Annotated in this window: 18 protein-coding genes; 6 read left to right on the top strand and 12 right to left on the bottom strand. The window is 62.7% G+C overall.

Annotation, left to right across the window (positions count from 1 at the left end; genetic code table 11):
• Positions 1 to 202 precede the first annotated feature (202 nt).
• Positions 203 to 895 carry a guanitoxin biosynthesis heme-dependent pre-guanitoxin N-hydroxylase GntA gene (gene gntA / locus GGU46_RS18595; protein WP_183405070.1) on the top strand — a complete coding sequence of 231 codons (693 nt, stop codon included), beginning with the start codon at positions 203 to 205 and terminating at the stop codon, positions 893 to 895.
• Positions 864 to 1,454, top strand: coding sequence for a DUF1989 domain-containing protein (locus tag GGU46_RS18590; protein WP_183405069.1), 591 nt, complete (start codon positions 864 to 866; stop codon positions 1,452 to 1,454). The genes gntA and GGU46_RS18590 overlap by 32 nt, the downstream gene beginning before the upstream one ends.
• 168 nt (positions 1,455 to 1,622) lie before the next feature.
• Here the strand turns inward: GGU46_RS18590 and GGU46_RS18585 are convergent, their stop codons facing one another.
• The 5 genes from GGU46_RS18585 to GGU46_RS18565 all read right to left on the bottom strand — a co-directional run bounded on the left by GGU46_RS18585 (position 1,623) and on the right by GGU46_RS18565 (position 4,846).
• The gene (locus GGU46_RS18585) at positions 1,623 to 2,870 is read right to left on the bottom strand and encodes a sensor histidine kinase (protein WP_183405068.1); all 1,248 of its coding nucleotides are present in this window, start codon (positions 2,868 to 2,870) and stop codon (positions 1,623 to 1,625) included.
• Complete coding sequence (locus GGU46_RS18580) at positions 2,867 to 3,679, bottom strand: alpha/beta fold hydrolase (RefSeq protein WP_183405067.1); 813 nt, start codon at positions 3,677 to 3,679, stop codon at positions 2,867 to 2,869. Before GGU46_RS18580 ends, GGU46_RS18585 begins: the two co-directional genes overlap by 4 nt.
• Positions 3,680 to 3,904: 225 nt before the next feature.
• Positions 3,905 to 4,180 carry a hypothetical protein gene (locus GGU46_RS18575; RefSeq protein ID WP_183405066.1) on the bottom strand — a complete coding sequence of 92 codons (276 nt, stop codon included), beginning with the start codon at positions 4,178 to 4,180 and terminating at the stop codon, positions 3,905 to 3,907.
• Positions 4,181 to 4,215: 35 nt separating this feature from the next.
• Positions 4,216 to 4,557: a hypothetical protein gene (locus GGU46_RS18570; RefSeq protein WP_183405065.1), complete on the bottom strand. Its 342-nt coding sequence runs from the start codon at positions 4,555 to 4,557 to the stop codon at positions 4,216 to 4,218.
• 19 nt (positions 4,558 to 4,576) lie between these two features.
• A complete protein-coding gene (locus GGU46_RS18565; RefSeq protein WP_183405064.1) occupies positions 4,577 to 4,846 on the bottom strand; it encodes a hypothetical protein in 270 nt (89 codons plus the stop codon).
• 393 nt (positions 4,847 to 5,239) lie between these two features.
• Between GGU46_RS18565 and GGU46_RS18560 the strand changes: the two genes are divergently transcribed.
• Positions 5,240 to 5,557: an STAS domain-containing protein gene (locus GGU46_RS18560; RefSeq protein ID WP_183405063.1), complete on the top strand. Its 318-nt coding sequence runs from the start codon at positions 5,240 to 5,242 to the stop codon at positions 5,555 to 5,557.
• A gap of 87 nt (positions 5,558 to 5,644) precedes the next feature.
• Here GGU46_RS18560 and GGU46_RS18555 read toward each other — a convergent pair whose 3' ends face one another.
• Together GGU46_RS18555 and GGU46_RS18550 are read right to left on the bottom strand one after the other, a co-directional pair.
• Positions 5,645 to 6,052 carry a response regulator gene (locus GGU46_RS18555; RefSeq protein WP_183405062.1) on the bottom strand — a complete coding sequence of 136 codons (408 nt, stop codon included), beginning with the start codon at positions 6,050 to 6,052 and terminating at the stop codon, positions 5,645 to 5,647.
• Between the two features lie 9 nt (positions 6,053 to 6,061).
• Positions 6,062 to 7,495: a sensor histidine kinase gene (locus GGU46_RS18550; RefSeq protein ID WP_183405061.1), complete on the bottom strand. Its 1,434-nt coding sequence runs from the start codon at positions 7,493 to 7,495 to the stop codon at positions 6,062 to 6,064.
• A 396-nt stretch (positions 7,496 to 7,891) separates the two neighbouring features.
• On the opposite strand from GGU46_RS18550, the gene GGU46_RS18545 reads away from it, so the two are divergent.
• Complete coding sequence (locus GGU46_RS18545) at positions 7,892 to 8,911, top strand: SDR family oxidoreductase (protein ID WP_183405060.1); 1,020 nt, start codon at positions 7,892 to 7,894, stop codon at positions 8,909 to 8,911.
• Between the two features lie 11 nt (positions 8,912 to 8,922).
• Here GGU46_RS18545 and GGU46_RS18540 read toward each other — a convergent pair whose 3' ends face one another.
• From GGU46_RS18540 to GGU46_RS18530, 3 genes are all read right to left on the bottom strand, one after another.
• On the bottom strand, positions 8,923 to 9,510 hold the full coding sequence (locus tag GGU46_RS18540; RefSeq protein WP_183405059.1) for a class I SAM-dependent methyltransferase: 588 nt from the start codon (positions 9,508 to 9,510) through the stop codon (positions 8,923 to 8,925).
• Between the two features lie 201 nt (positions 9,511 to 9,711).
• On the bottom strand, positions 9,712 to 12,267 hold the full coding sequence (gene uvrA / locus GGU46_RS18535; RefSeq protein WP_183405058.1) for an excinuclease ABC subunit UvrA: 2,556 nt from the start codon (positions 12,265 to 12,267) through the stop codon (positions 9,712 to 9,714).
• Between the two features lie 207 nt (positions 12,268 to 12,474).
• Positions 12,475 to 12,702 carry a hypothetical protein gene (locus GGU46_RS18530; RefSeq protein ID WP_183405057.1) on the bottom strand — a complete coding sequence of 76 codons (228 nt, stop codon included), beginning with the start codon at positions 12,700 to 12,702 and terminating at the stop codon, positions 12,475 to 12,477.
• A gap of 112 nt (positions 12,703 to 12,814) precedes the next feature.
• Here GGU46_RS18530 and GGU46_RS18525 point away from each other — a divergent pair, with 112 nt between their 5' ends.
• Positions 12,815 to 12,973 (top strand): hypothetical protein, encoded by a 159-nt coding sequence (locus GGU46_RS18525; RefSeq protein ID WP_183405056.1) that lies wholly within the window; start codon positions 12,815 to 12,817, stop codon positions 12,971 to 12,973.
• A 402-nt stretch (positions 12,974 to 13,375) separates the two neighbouring features.
• Here GGU46_RS18525 and msrB read toward each other — a convergent pair whose 3' ends face one another.
• Positions 13,376 to 13,825, bottom strand: coding sequence for a peptide-methionine (R)-S-oxide reductase MsrB (msrB, locus tag GGU46_RS18520; RefSeq protein ID WP_183405055.1), 450 nt, complete (start codon positions 13,823 to 13,825; stop codon positions 13,376 to 13,378).
• Between the two features lie 86 nt (positions 13,826 to 13,911).
• Here msrB and GGU46_RS18515 point away from each other — a divergent pair, with 86 nt between their 5' ends.
• The gene (locus GGU46_RS18515; protein WP_183405054.1) at positions 13,912 to 14,304 is read left to right on the top strand and encodes a hypothetical protein; all 393 of its coding nucleotides are present in this window, start codon (positions 13,912 to 13,914) and stop codon (positions 14,302 to 14,304) included.
• A 31-nt stretch (positions 14,305 to 14,335) separates the two neighbouring features.
• Here the strand turns inward: GGU46_RS18515 and GGU46_RS18510 are convergent, their stop codons facing one another.
• Entirely contained in the window at positions 14,336 to 15,670 is a 1,335-nt protein-coding gene (locus tag GGU46_RS18510; protein ID WP_183405053.1) for a leucine-rich repeat-containing protein kinase family protein, read from the bottom strand.
• Positions 15,671 to 15,833: the final 163 nt, after the last annotated feature.

Genomic DNA, 15,833 nt, shown 5'->3' with positions numbered 1-15,833 from the left:
ACTGCTGGCTGGTAACTACCGCTTAGCTAGCCGTTTGGCGCCGGTGCCTACTACGGGCGGCGGGCGGCCGAAGCACACGGCAAGGAGCTCCGCCACGCGTGCCGCCCTACCGCTGGGTCAACATCTGGTGGATGTTCTGCGTAAAACGCTTCAAAGGAAAGTATGACTATTTCATTTCTTTCCCGAAGAACCAACGCACCACATGATTGATATTCAAGATACTATATACACCAAGGAATATCTTTCTTTTATAAATAAGAAAGAATTTCCGTGTGTAGCGGCCAAGACCGCCCTGACCTGGAATCAGCTTCACTGCCTGGTGGTTGACCACCTGGCCTGCCCCAAAGACGACGCCGCCATCCTGGACTTTATTTACCAGTTTGTGGATGACTACCGCCAGTCGGACAATCTTTACCACAGCGCCGCCGTCATCTTCAAAGGCCCCGAAGCGCCCAACGAGGCTTTGTTCGAGGAGCTATTCTGGCAGCGTCTGCAGGCGCTTTCCAACCTGGATGCCCAGCGCTACCACTACGACCGCCGGGTAGTGGCCGACCCCGCCTCGCCCGATTTCAGCTTCAGCCTGAAAGAGGAGGCGTTCTTCGTGATTGGGCTGCACCCCGGCAGCTCCCGCCCGGCCCGGCAGTTTTCCTACCCTACCCTGGTGTTCAATGCCCACGCCCAGTTTGAGCAGATCCGGGCCAACGGCCGCTACGAGAACCTGCGCGACACCATCCGCACCCGCGACGTAGCGTACTCCGGCTCCATCAACCCCATGCTCCAGGATTTTGGCGAGGCCTCCGAAGCCTACCAGTACACCGGCAAGGCCTACAACGAAGCCTGGAAATGTCCCTTTTTAAGTCAGCATGAATCAGTTAACCATCATTCCGCCGCGTAGCGGCACCGCCTTTGTGCTGCGCAAAGGCCAGAAACTGAAAGTAGTAGATATTGAGGGCGAGCAAGTATCGGACTTTGTCTGCTACAACCTCGCAGACCGGGCCGAGTACCTGTCCTCGGGCCGCACCATCGACTATGCCGAAACCATCTTCCTGACCAAGGGGCACCCTTTTTACTCTAACCGCAGCAACATTATGTTTGAGCTGGTGGAGGACACCGTGGGCCGCCACGATTTCCTGCTCACGCCCTGCAGCGCCGACACGTTCCGCATCATTTATGGGCATCAGCACCCGCACCGGGGTTGCTTCGGCAACCTCTGCGAGGCCCTGCAGGAGTACGGCATCAGCCCCGATGCCATTCCCATCTGCTTCAACATTTTCATGCACGTAACCGTGGACGGCACCACGGGCAAGGTGGATGTGCTGCCGCCCAAAAGCAAAGCCGGCGACTACGTGATTCTGGAAGCCAAAACCGACCTGCTCATCGGCATGACGGCCTGCTCGGCGGAAATGTCGAACAACTACGCCTTCAAGCCCATCGGCTACCAGATTCTGGATTAAGCCGCCATACAACCCGCAAAGCCCGGTGAGCAAGCTCCCGGAGAAGGTCAGGAATCTGCTTCAGCCCCGTAGCTGACGTAGAATTCTGCCTCTCTCCGGAAGCCTACTCACCGGGCTTTTATTTTGGTAGGCCGGGCCGGCGCCTGGTAGATGCCTATGCCGCGTAACTCAGGCCGACAGGTTACTCGGTCCGGAGCTGGTAGCAGCGGCCGGAATACCCGTCGTCAGGAAAACCCGGAACGTGGTGCCCTTACCGACGGTACTTTCTACTTCAATGCGGCCCCCGGCCTGGTTTACCAGTCGGTTTACCAAGTACAGGCCCATGCCCGAGCCCGCCACCTCCGGATGAAACCGCCGGAACAGCTGAAACAGCTCCTGCTCGTAGCGCACCAGGTCAATTCCGCGGCCGTTATCCTGCACACTCAGTACCAGCGCATTGCCTACGTGGGCAGAGCTTACCCGGACATGAGGCGGCCGGCCGGGCTGGGCGTAGCGCAGGCTGTTGCTGAGCAGATTATAGAGCATGCTGTGCAAACTGGAGCGGGTCATGCGCACGGTGGGGGCAGCCTGGAAATCGAGGGCAAACGTGGCGGCGGGCTCCGAGAGGCGCTGCTGCAGGCTGCGGACAATTTCCTCGGTGAAGGACCGTAGCTCTATGGTTTCGGTGGGCACCTGTTCCAGCTGGCGCTGCAGCTGCACTACCTCCGTCAGCCCCTGAATGGTGCTTAGAATCTGCTGCAGGGCCTCGGCAAACATATCCAGCATGGGTACTGCCTCGGCGTCAGGAAACCTAACGGTGCGTCGAAGCTCCTGAAACAGGCCGGTCATGTTATCAATGGGCTGCTTTAAATCGTGGGAGGCCGTGTACACAAAGCTGTCCAGATCGGCATTGATGCGGCTGAGCTGCTCGTTTTTTCGGGTGAGCTCCTCGTTGGCCCGGGCCAGCTGCTCGCGCTGCTCATCGGCGTGCTGGCGGGCGCGCAGCAGCTCCTGCTCATACTTGCGGCGCTCCGTAATATCAAACAGGGTTACGCGCACGACCAGGGGCTGGCCGTTGGTATCACGCAGCAGCACGGCGCTCATCAGCACGGGCAGGGTCGTACCATCTTTGCGCCGCAGCAGGTAGCTCAGCTCGCGCACCTGGTTTTGCAGCAGCAGCAGGGGCGCGCAGTACATTTCGTAGTGCAGGCGCCCCCCCACCGTAAACAGCTGCTGCAGGCACTGGCGGGCTACCAGCTCGGGGGCAGTATAGCCCAGCCAGCCCAGCAGGGTTTGGTTGAGCTTGACCAGCGTACCATCGGGCAGGCAGCTGCAGTAGCCGCAGGGCGCGTGCTCGTACAGGTCTTCCAGGTTTTCCTGCGTCAGGCGCAGGTCCAGCTCGGGCAGCGGCTCATCGGCAGCGGCGGCGGTACTCATTGGCTGGGGGCGGGCGCCGGGCCCAAATAGTGGTGAATGGCCGCCACGGTGGCCTGTGGGGCGCTCAGGTGAGGGCAGTGGCCGGAAGTGTTCAGTACCACCAGCTGACTGTTGGGCAAGTGCTGCTGCAGATAAGCCCCCACGGCCAGGGGAGCCAAAGCATCCTGAGAGCCCTGCAGAATAAGGGCCGGCGTACGTAGCTGGGGTAGCTCGGCCCGGTTGTCGGCCAGAAACGTGACCCGCGCGAAATGACGGGCAATGGTGGGGTCCGTTCGGCAGAAGCTGGCATTCAGCTCCGCCGTCAGCTCGGGCTGCTCGGGGTGCCCCATAATAACCGGCGTAATGGCCCCCGACCAACCCAGGTAGTTGTTGTCCATGGCTTCGAGCAGCTCGTCAATATCGGCCTGCTCGAAGCCACCGGTATAGCCAACATCATTGACGAAGCGGGGCGACGGGGCAACCAGCACCAGATGCGAAAACCGGTCGGGCTCCCGAATGGCGGCCAGCACGCCAATCATGGCACTCACGGAGTGGCCCACCAGCACTACCCGCGTCAGCTTCAGCGCGGCCAGCACGGCCAGCACATCCTCGGCATGGGCGGCCAGGGTACTGTAGCGGGCGGGGTTGTACGCAGCCAGATCGGAGTGCCCGGCCCCTACCAGGTCCAGCAGCACCGTCTGGTAGCTTGCCTCAAAGGCCGGCGTCACCATCCGCCACATTCGCTGGTCGCAGCCAAAGCCGTGCACAAACACAATGGCCCGTTGCCCAGCCCCTGAAACCGTGACGTTGTTGCGTCGGAGAACATCCATAGCCGAGAAATCAACCCAGTAAAAAGGCAGGGCCGGCGCGGTGGCCGCACTGGCTCCGGCCTCTGCCTCCGTCCTCTAAGGTAGCAGTTCCGGAACAAGGCCATCGGGTTGGCACCGTTTTTTGCTGCCTGGGCCCGGGGAAAGCGCCGGAATCTTGGCCGCAAGAAAACAAAAGCGCCCCGGCGGCGGGCCGGGGCGCTGGGTGCGGGCATTACTGCGGGCGGCCTAGCTGGGCATGGTGCTGTAATGGTTATCAATTGCCTGATCCATTGCGTGCTGGAAGGTGGTCAGGAGCTTGCTGCGCTCCACATCCGGCATGCTTTGCAGCATCTGCTCAAAGGTGGTTCGGTACACGTGGGCCATGAAATTGGCGCCGTAGGTAGTAAAGAACCCATCATGAACTTTGCTGAACGCCTCCTTTTCGGCCGAAGATATTGAGAGCGACAAGGCCAGCCATTCCTTGGCGTTGTTAGCAAGGCTGAGTTGTAAATCCTGGTCCATAAAACCGGTTGTAAAGTAAACGAAAGCAGCAAAACCTACTCCTGCCGCCGGTAGGGTCGGTACGTGGAGGGCTGCGGCCGGGGAGCCAGCGGCCCTACCCCGCCATGCGCCGCGTAGTAGGCGGCAATGGCCGTTTCCAGGGCCGCTTTGTCGTGCAGGGGCAGGGTAGCAAATACATCCTGCGCGGCCAGCGGAGCTACCACGGCGCTCAGCCGGCAGCAGTCTATGCCCAGCGGATGCTCAATGAAGAGCCGGGCACCATCCTGAGCCACACGTTGGTGTTGGTAGCGCCAGGCCTGGCTGAAACTGGGTCGGCGGGCCTGACTGGTTTCGTCGGTGGGGGCAAAGCCTAGGCCTCGCAGGTACAGATCGGTCATGAGGATACAGAGAAAGAAATCAGTCGGAAGAAGATACGTCTGCCGCCCAGTTCACTTGGCGGAATAAAACCAGGAGCTCCGCTTCGGAAGCCACCCGGCCCTGGAAATTGTACAGCAGCTGGCCGTTTACTACCTCCAGCAACGTCAGCTCCTGGTCCTGCTGGTAGAGCACGATGGTTTCGTGGCCGCAGGAACTAGGGCGGCTGTACCGCTGCTGGCCGGGCGGGGAGGAAAATGCCACGAAGCCAAGTGCCTGCAGCAGCGCAGCCGTGGGCTGATAGAAAGTCATAACGGGGGCGAGGTCAGGAGGAAAGGCCGCGGGAAGGCAGGAAGTGGTACGCCCGGAAAGCAGATAGGCCCGCTGAATAGGATACTGCTCCTGTATGCAAGCAGTAGCACAGCACTTAAGTTCAACTTTTTTCGGCGGCCCTGTTATTCAGAGAAGGATTGACAGGCTCCGCCCGGGTCCCGGCCCCACCCGGCGGGCCGGAACGGAGCCCGCCACTACCTATCCCGCAAAACTCACCCGCCGCGGAGACAAGTACGGAGCGCAAATTCAGTATTTTAACCCTATCTACTTGATTTCTTGACTACTAGATTTACAGAACTGAGTTTCCCAGCGCATAGCTTCTGCTTTCGCACCCGGTGATTGTGCTGTTTGTGTACTCCTAACGCGACTTGTATGCACACGATACCCCAAACTTCTCTGCCGACTGGGGCGCACGGCTTCACGGCCGTCAACCTCGATTCGATGACGGCTACTCAGGTGGCCGGCACCCTCCCGGGCCGCGGCCCGCAGCCCCGCCCGCGCCTGCTCATCGACTGCGGCACGCTGCAGTGCCTGCGCACGCTGGGCGTCAGCTACGTGGTTTCGGAGCTGCTGGTGCTGCGCAAGGCCGGTGCCGATGTGTGGCTGCACAACGTGGGGCCGGTGCTGGCCCGGTGCCTGCACCTGCTGCAGCTCAGCCGCCTGTTTCCTACCGCCGGTACCGGGGTCTAAGTCCTGCCCTCCTGCTCCGGCCCTAAGCGCCGCTCAGGGCCTCCATGGCTACCCCCACCCCGGGCCGGAACCGCCACGCCGCGGCCCTTACATTGCTCCAACGCCGCCTTCCTGCTCTGCTTCGGCCCTAATGAGCTGCAGCTCCAGTTTATCCAGGGGCTTGTGAATGAGGCGCGTTACCAGCGGGTTCTGCTCCGCCCGGGTCATGTCAGTCTGGGCCAGGGACGAGGTCAGGATGTAGATGCGGGTGTGGCTGAGCACCTGGGGAGCCGCCGGCTGCAGGGCCTCCAGAAACTCCCAGCCGTTCATGACGGGCATGTTCAGGTCCAGCAGAATCACTTTGGGCAGGTGGGCCGGGGGCGCCTGCTGCAAATAGCCCAGCGCCTCCTGCGCCGATTGGAAGGCCGTAATACTATCCGCAAATTCCTCGCGCTGCAGCAGCAGGCGCATCAGGAAGATACTAGTCGAGTCGTCGTCAATTAAAACAGTGTGCATACAGAATGCCTAGGGTAAGCGTAAAACGAAGCGGGTACCTACCTCTACTTCGCTGTGCACGGAAATATGGCCGCCCATTGCTTCTACGTGCGTTTTAACCAGATACAGGCCTAGCCCGCGCCCGCCAGGCTGGGTGTGGAAGCGTTTATACAGCCTGAAAATATCAGGGCCGGCCTTCTGCGCATCAAACCCGGAGCCGTTATCGGCCACCACTACCTGCACGGCCGGCTCGGGACCGACGGCGGCAACCGCCGTAATATCTACGCGCAGGGGGCGGTGCTCTGAGCGGTATTTTATGGCGTTGGACAGCAGGTTAAAGAAAATACTGTACAGATACGCCCGGTTGCCACGCACGCATAGCCCGGGCGCAATGGCGCAGTACACCTGCCCCCCGCACTGCTCCAGCAGGTCCTGCAGGTTGGCAACCACCTGAGCCACCGCTTCGGCCAGGGGCACCGGCTCCGGCTCCGACACTTCCTGCTTGTCGCGGATGCTCAGAATGGTGTTCATGTCGTGCAGAACCGTGTCCAGCTGCTGGGTGCTCAGCTGCAGGTGGCTGAGCAGGGGGGCATACTCGGGCGCGTTGCCGGCCTGGGCTACCAGCAGATCCAGCAAACCCAGCATGTTGGTAAGCGGGGCCCGCAGGTTGTGCGACACAATATAGGCGAACTGCTGCAGATCCTTGTTCTGGCGGTAGAGCTGCTCGTGGGCCTTCACCTTGTCGGTGATGTCGGTGAAATAGACGGATAACCCTTCCTGCGAGGGAAAAACCTTGATTTCCAGCCACAGCTGCCGCGGCTCGAAGAAAGCCTCAAAGTGCACGGCCTGGCCCGTAGCCACGGCGTGGCGGCACTGGCGGTAAAACTGGTTGAGGTCTTCGTTTTTGAATACCTGCCAGATGATGCGCCCCAGCAGCTGCTCGCGGCCCAGGCCCAGCAGGCGCTCTACTTCGCTGTTGATGAAACTGAAGGTCCAGTGCTTATCCAGCAGAAAAAACGCATCCGTAATGCTTTCAAAAACGGTGTGCAGGCGTTTGGCCTGCTGCTCAATAATGGCGCGGGAAGTGGCTTCGGTAGTAATGTCCTGGGCTATCATGTGCACGCCCGCAATCTGCCCGTTCACCCATAGCGGCACCTTGGTAACGTGCAGCACCCGCGGCTCGGCTCCCAGCAGCTGCACGCTCACCTCAAACACTACCTTGGTGCCCCGAAAAGCCTCAGCCAACTTTTCCTGAAACAGGGGCGCTTTATCAGGTGGCAGAAAATCCCGGAACGGCCGGTCCAGAACCTCCGCCCGCGTTCTGCGGACAGCTTCCAGAAAAGCCGGGTTGGCATCCAGAATAACTCCGGCCGCGTCCTGAAAAAGAATAAGATCGGGGTTGTGCTCGAACAGCGAGCGAAACCGCTCCTTCCCTTCCAATAGTTGTCGTACGCCGCGGTTCATAAGTCCCAGGACAAGTAACTAAAACAAGATACGGCAGAACTTTAGGGTTTTTTTCCGGAATAGCAAATGCCCGGTCCGGGCGCCAACGCACGCGGCCCGGCAAATTGTACAGCAGTGGCCCTTTCGCGGCCTGCGCACGCCCGGCTGCTACTATTCCCCGTTTGGCTTCCCCACCCGGCCCGGCCGGAGCTGCACCACGGCTCGCCCCGTACCCCCGTAGCCCCGTAGCCCATACGTTTCCCTGGCTGCCAGGGCGAAGGCGCCGCCCAAAGGTTCAGCAAAAACTGTGGGGCCACTACCGCCGGGCCCGCGGCAGCTACCTCCACCATAACTCCGGAAGCCGCCCCCGGGTATAGCTAGTCTGGTGTTCCTTGTCGGTTTTTTTGGTTCCTGTGTATGACTCACCCCGCTCCCGCTTCCGCCACTATTGTTATTACGGGCGCTTCCAGCGGCATTGGCCGGGCCACGGCGCTGGCTTTTGCCCGCCCTGGCATCCGGCTGGTGCTGGCAGCCCGCCGGGCGGCCGTGCTGGCTGAGGTGGCCGCGGAGTGCGCCCAGCGGGGCGCCCGCACACTGGTAGTTCCCACCGACGTAACCGATGCGAGGGCCGTACACCACCTGGCCGAAGCCGCCGCCGCGCTGGGCGGCGGCCAGATTGATGTGTGGGTGAACAACGCCGGCAGCGGCGCCATTGGGGCGTTTGAAGCTACCCCGCTGGCCGCCCACGAGCAGGTGCTGCGCGTTAATCTGTTCGGCTATCTGTACGGGGCATATGCCGTGCTGCCCTACTTCCGGCGGCAGGGGCACGGCACGCTCATCAACGTGGTATCGTTGGGGGCCTGGCTGCCGGAGCCGTACACGGCGGCCTACAGCGCCAGCAAGTATGGCCTGCGCGGCCTCCTGGACGCGCTCCGGACGGAGCTCAGCGCCGAGCCCCACATCCACGTCTGCGACGTGCACCCGGCCTATATTGATACGCCCGGCTTTCAGCACGGGGCCAACTACACCGGCCGCCTGATTAAGCCCGCCCCGCCCGTGTTTCCGGCCCAGAAAGTAGCCGAGGCTATTGTGAGGCTACCTTACCGCCCCCGCCCGAGTACCATGGTAGGCTGGTCGGGGCCGGCGCTGCGGCTGCTGTACACCCTGGCCCCGCGGGCCACCCGCTGGGCCGGCATGCGCCTGTTCCTGGGCTACCTGCGGCAGGCCGAACGGGCCCCCGTGTCCGAAAATAGCTTGTTCAGCCCCCTGCCGGCGCCGCACGGCGCCTCTGTTTCCGGGGGCTGGCGCAAGATGGCCGCGCCGCGTAGCCGCCGCGCCTGGTGGGGGGCAGCCGTAATAACCGCCGCCGCGGGCCTGCTGGCCTGGCAGCAAGCCAGGAAGTCCGGTACTGCGGAGGCGTGCCCCCCGGTTTCCTGAGCCGGCTGACACTACGAACCTTCCTCCCCCGCTGAGGGGGAGGCAGCTGGTGCGTAGGTCAGCACGTAGGCCGGGGGTAGATTCAGCAGCACGTGCTCTTCGCGCACAGGCCGGAAAAACCGCTCGAACAAGCGCTTGTTCTGCAGGGAGTACTGGAACAGCACCAGCTTGCCATCGGGCCGGAGCAGCTGGGCAGTGTGCTCCAGAATGCGCCACCCCAGCCGCCGGGGCAACGAGGAAAACGGCAGGCCGCACACCACATAATCGGGGGGGGCTACCCCCAGCTCCTGCAGATACTGCCCGGTTTTATCGGCGGAGCCGTGCACGACGTGGACGCCCGCGTGGCCGGCGTAGCGCTGCCGCAGCAGTTGAGCAAACCGCCGGTTGGCTTCTATCAGTACCAGCACCGTTTCGGGCCGACGGCGGCACATGAGTGCATCGGTAAAAACGCCCGTGCCGGGTCCGTATTCTATAATACAGCCGGCCGCGGCGAAGTCAATGGGCTGCATCACCTTACCCGTCAGGGCCGGGGAGCTGGGGATAAGGGAGCCCACAGTGGCCGGGTTCCGGAAGAATTCTTCAACAAAAGGGGAAAGCATGACTGGCGCTGGGAGGGTTTGAAGGATGTAGGGGGGTAGGAAGTTAGGTGGCGTAAGGGGTTGACAGCTTTCTGTTGCAGCGCATAAACAACTTGTAGTCAGAACTCAACAAACAAAGTGCGGCATCTTGAGTGCTTGCCCGAATGTCATTCCTCGGCCCCTGGCTTGATGCGCCACATGCTCGGAATGACGTTCTTTTACCTACCCCCCCGCACCTTCCATGAACCGCGCCAGGTAGGGGCCGGTGCGGCTTTGCTGGTGGCGGGCTACCTCGGCGGGCGGACCGGCGGCTACCACCTGGCCGCCCTCGTCGCCGGCGCCGGGCCCGATGTCCAGCACCCAGTCGGAGGCGGCTACCACGCGCATGTCGTGCTCCACCACGATGACGGTGTTGCCGGCTTCCACCAGGCCGTCGAGCTGAACCAGCAGCTTTTCCACGTCGGAGGGGTGCAGGCCGGTGGTAGGCTCATCGAGCACGTAGAGGGAGTTGCCGCGCTGGGCCCGCTGCAGCTCCGTGGCCAGCTTGATGCGTTGGGCCTCGCCCCCACTCAGCTCGGTGGCCGGCTGACCCAGGCGCAGGTAGCCCAGCCCTACCTCGCGCAGCACCGTAAGGGCCCGCTGAATAGTGGGCTCCTCCTCGAAAAACTTCCAGGCCGCGTCCACGGTCAGGCCCAGCACCTCGGCAATGTTCTTGTCGCGGTAGGTTATTTCGAGGGTTTTGGCGTTGTAGCGGGCACCGTGGCACACCGGGCAGGGCGCATACACGCTAGGCAAGAACAGCAGCTCCACCATCACAAAGCCCTCGCCCTGACAATTCTCGCAGCGGCCCTTGGCTACGTTGAAAGAGAAGCGGCCGGCATCGTAGCGGCGCTTGCGGGCGGCGGGGGTAGCGGCAAACAGCTTCCGGACGTGGTCGAAGAGGCCGGTGTAGGTAGCCATGTTGGAGCGCGGGGTGCGGCCGATGGGCCTCTGATCGACGCGCACCAGGCGCTTGATGTGCTCCATGCCGCTCACGATTTTGCCACCGGTTTCGGGCGGCGCGGCCCGCTCCAGCGGGTCGGCTTCTTCCTCCTCGGCTTCCACGGTTTGCCCCAGGCATTCGGCCACTAACTCTACCAACACCTGACTTACCAGGCTGGATTTGCCCGAGCCCGACACGCCCGTAACGGTGGTGAACACGCCCAACGGAAACTCCACCGTCAGGTTGTCGAGGTTGTTGCGCCGCACGCCCGCCAGGCGCAGCCAGCCCGTGGGCGTGCGAGGCGGCGGGGCCTCTACCCCCTCCCCTGTCGCAAACAGGAAACGGCGCGTCTGGGACGCGGCTACCTCCGCCAGCCCGGCGGGCGGACCGCTGTACAGGATTTCCCCGCCCTGCTCCCCGGCCGCGGGGCCCACGTCCACCAGCCAATCGGCCTGCCGGATGACGTCGAGGTTGTGCTCCACTACGAACAAGGAGTTACCGGCCTGCTTGAGGCTGTGCAGGGCTTTCAATAGAGCTTCGGTGTCAGAAGGGTGCAAGCCGGCCGAGGGCTCATCGAGCACATATACTACCCCAAACAAGTTGGAATACAGCTGGGTAGCCAGCCGCAGCCGCTGCAGCTCCCCCGGCGAGAGAGTGGGCGTGCTGCGCTCCAGCTGCAGGTAGCCCAACCCCAGCTCCAGCAGCACGCTCAGGCGAGCACACAGGTCCTGGGCGATGCGCTGGGCCACAATGGCCTGCTCGGGGTGGGCGGCATCCTGCTTTTTGCGCCCTGTGGCGTTACCCTCGGCATAGGGCTTCAGCAATTGAGCCACCCGCTTCAAGGGCAGCCCCGACATATCGGCAATATCCAGCCCGGCAAACGTCACGGCCAAGGACTCGGGCCGCAGGCGCTTGCCCTGGCAGGTGGGGCACTCGGTGCTGAGCATGTACTGCAGGGCGCGCTTTTTCATGAGCGGGCTCTGGGTGTTGGCGAAGGTGTGCAATACGTGGCGCTTCACCCCCGTGAACGTACCCATGTAGTTAGGCGGCTCCTTGCGCTTAAGGGCCCGCTGGGTTTCCTCGGGGGTGTAGCCGGGGTACACGGGCACCACGGGCTGCTCCTCCGTGAACAAAATCCAGTCGCGCTGCTCCTGGGGCAGCTCGCGCCAGGGCACGTCCACGTTGTAGCCCAGGGTCACGAGGATGTCGCGCTGGTTTTGGCCGCCCCAGGCCTGGGGCCAGGCCGCAATGGCCCGCTCCCGAATGGTCAGCGACGGGTCGGGCACCATGGTTTGCTCCGTCACCTCATAGATGCGGCCCAGGCCGTGACACTGGGGGCAGGCGCCTTCGGGCGTGTTCGGCGAAAAACCCTCGGCGTACACAATAGGCTGCCCGGCGGGGTAGTCGCCGGCCCGGGAGTAGAGCATGCGCAGCAGGTTGGAAAGCGTAGTAACCGAGCCCACCGACGAGCGGGTGGTAGGTGTGCCGCGCTGCTGCTGCAGGGCCACGGCTGGGGGCAGACCCTCAATGGCATCTACCTCGGGCACGGCCATTTGGTGGAACAGCCGCCGGGCGTAGGGCGAAACCGACTCCAGGTAGCGGCGCTGGGCCTCGGCGTAGAGCGTGCCGAACGCCAGACTGGATTTGCCCGAGCCCGACACGCCGGTAAACACCACCAGCGCATCACGGGGAATTTCTACATCAATGTTTTTGAGGTTGTGCTCCCGGGCGCCGCGCACCTGCACGAAGCCAGTAAAGGATGAGTCGGGGGTAGGAGTTTGCGAAGATTTCGCCATAGCGGAGGAGTAGTAGGCAGCCGAGCCGGGCCAGCGGGCGCCAGCTTCGGCCCCAAGCGCGGTCAGTCTCTGCTGTTACCTTTTTCCGGCCCGCAGGGTTGTAGCCTGCTTCGCGGCTGTTCCTGGTCAAGACGAAATGCCTGAAGCCGCTGAAGCGCCCTTGCGGGTTTAGCCTGGCGTTCTAAAATCATCTGAAACGCTTGCTTTCTACGCCGCTGGCAGCACCCGGCCCAGCACCTGCTCCAGCACGGCCAGGGGTACTACCTCGCCCTGCAGCAACACCCGGTGCGCCTGCCAGAGCAGCAGCTGCCGGGGGTAGCCGCCTTCGCTGGTCAGGCAGTACAAGGGGCCGCCGGGCGCGGCGGGGTAGAGGTAGAAACCCGCGCGCTGCTCGGTAAAGCCGTAGCGCAGCAGCGCCTCGTGGAAGTAGCTCATGGGGCTGACGGGGGTAGGAAAAGTGCGAAAGATGCATACGCACCCGGTTACAAGATGATGGCATCGGAACCGGTGATGAAACTTCGCCGCCGCCGGATGGGTATAGGCAGGTATGATGACCCAGCACTCCACTTCCGCCCTTGCCGCTGCTGAGCTCATCCTGATGGACGAGTACACGCAGTTGGATTTTGAACTTCTGGAACAGCTCGAGTACGAGCTTCACCCGGCCCTCGATGAGCAAGAGGACCAGGACGACCGGATAGCAGCCTAACGGTTTTGGTCCGATAGCGGGGGTAGCCCGCGTGGCCACTACCCACATCACCTTGCCCTGCCGTGCCTACCCGCGCCGTAGGCTATTTTTCCCTGTCCCTTGGTTTGATGACGAGCAAGGACTGATACTACCCTGGTAGCATTGCCGTGCTACACAGGGCAGCCGGGTGCTGGCAACTTTAGCTTACCCGGTGCTGCTTTTCAATGAGGAACGAGCCGAGGCAGCCGTACAGAAAGGCTGGCTTACTCTGCAAACTATGGATGGAAAGGTACGGGGCAGTGTGCCAGAGCCGGATGTGTATAGTGCTGCCGCTATGACACTGCTTATTGAACGGAAACAAGGCACATACAAAATAACGTCAGTAGCTGTCTTCGACTGATTTAATGTTAGTCAAGCAGGCCTCTAGCCCAGCGACAACCGCAACAAACTCTCAGAATTCAGGCAGTAGCGCAAGCCGCTGGGCTCGGGCCCGTCGGGGAAAACGTGGCCCAGGTGGCCGCCGCAAACGTTGCACAGGGCCTCGATGCGCTCCATGTGGTAGCTGGAATCGAAGGCGTAGCGGATAACGTTTTTGGCCGCTGGCTGGGTGAAGCTGGGCCAGCCCGATATGGCGTGGTACTTCGTGGCCGAATCAAAGAGCACGGTGCCGCAGCCGGCGCAGGTGTACACGCCCGGCTCGTAGGAGCGGCAGTAGGCGTTGCGGTAGGGCGGCTCGGTGGCTTTCTGGCGCAGCACCTGAAATTGGGCGGGGCTTAACTGCTCCTGCCACGCGGCCTCGGGCAGCTCCAGGCGGCGCGGGGGCTCGGGGTTGCTGTATTTGGCAAATTTCAGAACGTCTATCCAGCGGATCATACTACCTTTACGTTGAGGTTACAGCTTAACCTGCTTACTTTCAGATGGTAAGCGAGGCACACCCGCTACGCTCATTCTGTCTGTGCATGGAACTTCTCTACGACTCGCCCCCGCTTTCCATTTCCTTTGACCCCGACCATGCCTGGCTATACGTGGAATGGCGCGGGGTGCACGACGCGGCCTCGGCCCAGTCGGGTGGCCACTTGGTGCTGCGGCACTTACACCAGCGCCCCTGCCACAAGATGCTCAACGATAACAGCCAGGTAACCAGCAGCTGGGAAGAAGGCGCCCGGTGGGTAGGCGGTGAGTACTACCAGGCCCTGGCCGATGAAGGCATGCAGTTTGTGGCCTGGGTGTGCCCGTCCAACTGGTCGGCGCGCAAGTCTATGGATACGGCCATGCAGTTTGTCACCAGGCCCATGGTAGTACTGTTCGATGATGTAGCCACGGCCTACGCCTGGCTGCTGCGCCAAGCGTAACGGAGGGTGGCCGCCCCACCGGGGGTAGGTCCTACCCCGCTTCTGCCGCCGAAACCTCGGCCAACACGTCCATCACCTCCCGAAACAGGGGCCGGGCCCCTACGCTGGGCTGCACGCACTGCTGCTGCAGCGCCCACAGCGCCTGCGCCGCGGCTGGCACAGCGGCAAAATCCGTGCGCTCCAGCAGCTCTTCCAGCAAACACCCGAAGGCCCGCACCTCCAGGCGCTGCAGGGCCAGGGCAACAGCTGGCTGGCCGGCCGTGAAAAAGCCAGCCGCGCCGAAGTCGCTGAGCAGGGCCTGGCCGGCGGGACTAGTGAGGATGTTGTGGGCGTACACGTCGCCGTGCAATATACCGCGGGCGTGCAGGTGAGCCACTGCCCCGGCTACCCCTTGGGCAATACGCAAAGCCGCTTCGGGCGCGAAATGGGCGCCGGGGGCGTACACGTCGCGGGTGCAGGAGGCGAAGCTGGGCGGACCGGCCAGGATGCGGAAGGCTGGGTCAATCAGCGCCAGCACCAGGCCTTCGGTGCCGGGGGAGTTGGTTAGCCGGCCCTTCACCCCAATCAGGTTGGGGTGGGTGCCGGCGCTGATGCAGGCCACCATTTCGCTGTGGGGGAGCCCGTCGCTGGTTATCTGGCCCTTGAAGACCTTGACGGCTACGGCCTGCGGAGCAGAAGCCGCCGGCTGCCACTGCGCCCGCGAAATCACCCCCGAAGCGCCTTCGCCCAGCTTGTGCTCTATAATCAGCTCATTCCAGTTGATGGCCTGAATAGGACTACGCGCTTCCGCCGCGGCCTGGGCGGGCTCGCTGAAGGGGTTGCCGGCAAACGCCAGCCAGCTCAGGCGGGGCATAGCCAGAAGCCACTCCGGCAGGCTGGTGAAGCGGTTGGCCGCAATCCGGAGCAGCTCCAGGTTGGTGCAGCTGGCCAGGGTTTCGGGCAGTTCCCGGAGCTGGTTGCCGGCCAGCATCAGCTTCTGCAGGTGCGGGCAGCTCCCAATTTCCGGCGGCAGTTCCGGAAGCTGGTTGTCGGTCAGAATCAGCCAGCGCAGCTTGGGCGGTAGGGCCGCGGCGGGCAGGGCCTGAATCTGGTTGGCCTTGAACCCGATCATACTCAGCTCCGGACACTCGCCCAGCACCTCGGGCAGGGCAGTGAACTGGTTGTCGGAGCAGAACAGGATACGTAGCTTCTGCAGCCGCCCCAGGTCCGGGGGTAGGGCCGAGAGACGGTTGCCGCTCAGGTTCAGGACTTCCAGGGTATCGGCCAGGTCGAAGATTTCGCGGGGGAACTCTCTTAGCCCTTCGGATAAATCGAGGCGGGTGGCGCCGGCCAGCTCCCCGGCGCGTAGTTGAGCAAGCGTGTGCATGCGGCAAAGGTGAGAAAGGAAGACCGGACGGGCATCATGGCCTGCTGCAATGCAGCCCCGCCTGTTCTCCTGAGCCTAAGTAAAAAACCTCTACCGCCGGCTATTTAGATAGCATTATAACGAAGCAGGAGAGGTCCTTCGCTGCGCTCAGGAGGACAGACGT

The organism is Hymenobacter latericoloratus (assembly GCF_014199535.1).
Taxonomy (GTDB): Bacteria; Bacteroidota; Bacteroidia; order Cytophagales; family Hymenobacteraceae; genus Hymenobacter; species Hymenobacter latericoloratus.
The sequence above is the reverse complement of the archived record's forward strand: the minus strand, read 5'-3'. Positions and strand labels throughout refer to the sequence as shown.

Coding starts and splice junctions, on each gene's coding strand:
- gntA (WP_183405070.1), top strand. CDS start 203: ATGATTGATATTCAAGATACTATATACACCAAGGAATATCTTTCTTTT.
- GGU46_RS18590 (WP_183405069.1), top strand. CDS start 864: ATGAATCAGTTAACCATCATTCCGCCGCGTAGCGGCACCGCCTTTGTG.
- GGU46_RS18585 (WP_183405068.1), bottom strand. CDS start 2,870: ATGAGTACCGCCGCCGCTGCCGATGAGCCGCTGCCCGAGCTGGACCTG.
- GGU46_RS18580 (WP_183405067.1), bottom strand. CDS start 3,679: ATGGATGTTCTCCGACGCAACAACGTCACGGTTTCAGGGGCTGGGCAA.
- GGU46_RS18575 (WP_183405066.1), bottom strand. CDS start 4,180: ATGGACCAGGATTTACAACTCAGCCTTGCTAACAACGCCAAGGAATGG.
- GGU46_RS18570 (WP_183405065.1), bottom strand. CDS start 4,557: ATGACCGATCTGTACCTGCGAGGCCTAGGCTTTGCCCCCACCGACGAA.
- GGU46_RS18565 (WP_183405064.1), bottom strand. CDS start 4,846: ATGACTTTCTATCAGCCCACGGCTGCGCTGCTGCAGGCACTTGGCTTC.
- GGU46_RS18560 (WP_183405063.1), top strand. CDS start 5,240: ATGCACACGATACCCCAAACTTCTCTGCCGACTGGGGCGCACGGCTTC.
- GGU46_RS18555 (WP_183405062.1), bottom strand. CDS start 6,052: ATGCACACTGTTTTAATTGACGACGACTCGACTAGTATCTTCCTGATG.
- GGU46_RS18550 (WP_183405061.1), bottom strand. CDS start 7,495: ATGAACCGCGGCGTACGACAACTATTGGAAGGGAAGGAGCGGTTTCGC.
- GGU46_RS18545 (WP_183405060.1), top strand. CDS start 7,892: ATGACTCACCCCGCTCCCGCTTCCGCCACTATTGTTATTACGGGCGCT.
- GGU46_RS18540 (WP_183405059.1), bottom strand. CDS start 9,510: ATGCTTTCCCCTTTTGTTGAAGAATTCTTCCGGAACCCGGCCACTGTG.
- uvrA (WP_183405058.1), bottom strand. CDS start 12,267: ATGGCGAAATCTTCGCAAACTCCTACCCCCGACTCATCCTTTACTGGC.
- GGU46_RS18530 (WP_183405057.1), bottom strand. CDS start 12,702: ATGAGCTACTTCCACGAGGCGCTGCTGCGCTACGGCTTTACCGAGCAG.
- GGU46_RS18525 (WP_183405056.1), top strand. CDS start 12,815: ATGATGACCCAGCACTCCACTTCCGCCCTTGCCGCTGCTGAGCTCATC.
- msrB (WP_183405055.1), bottom strand. CDS start 13,825: ATGATCCGCTGGATAGACGTTCTGAAATTTGCCAAATACAGCAACCCC.
- GGU46_RS18515 (WP_183405054.1), top strand. CDS start 13,912: ATGGAACTTCTCTACGACTCGCCCCCGCTTTCCATTTCCTTTGACCCC.
- GGU46_RS18510 (WP_183405053.1), bottom strand. CDS start 15,670: ATGCACACGCTTGCTCAACTACGCGCCGGGGAGCTGGCCGGCGCCACC.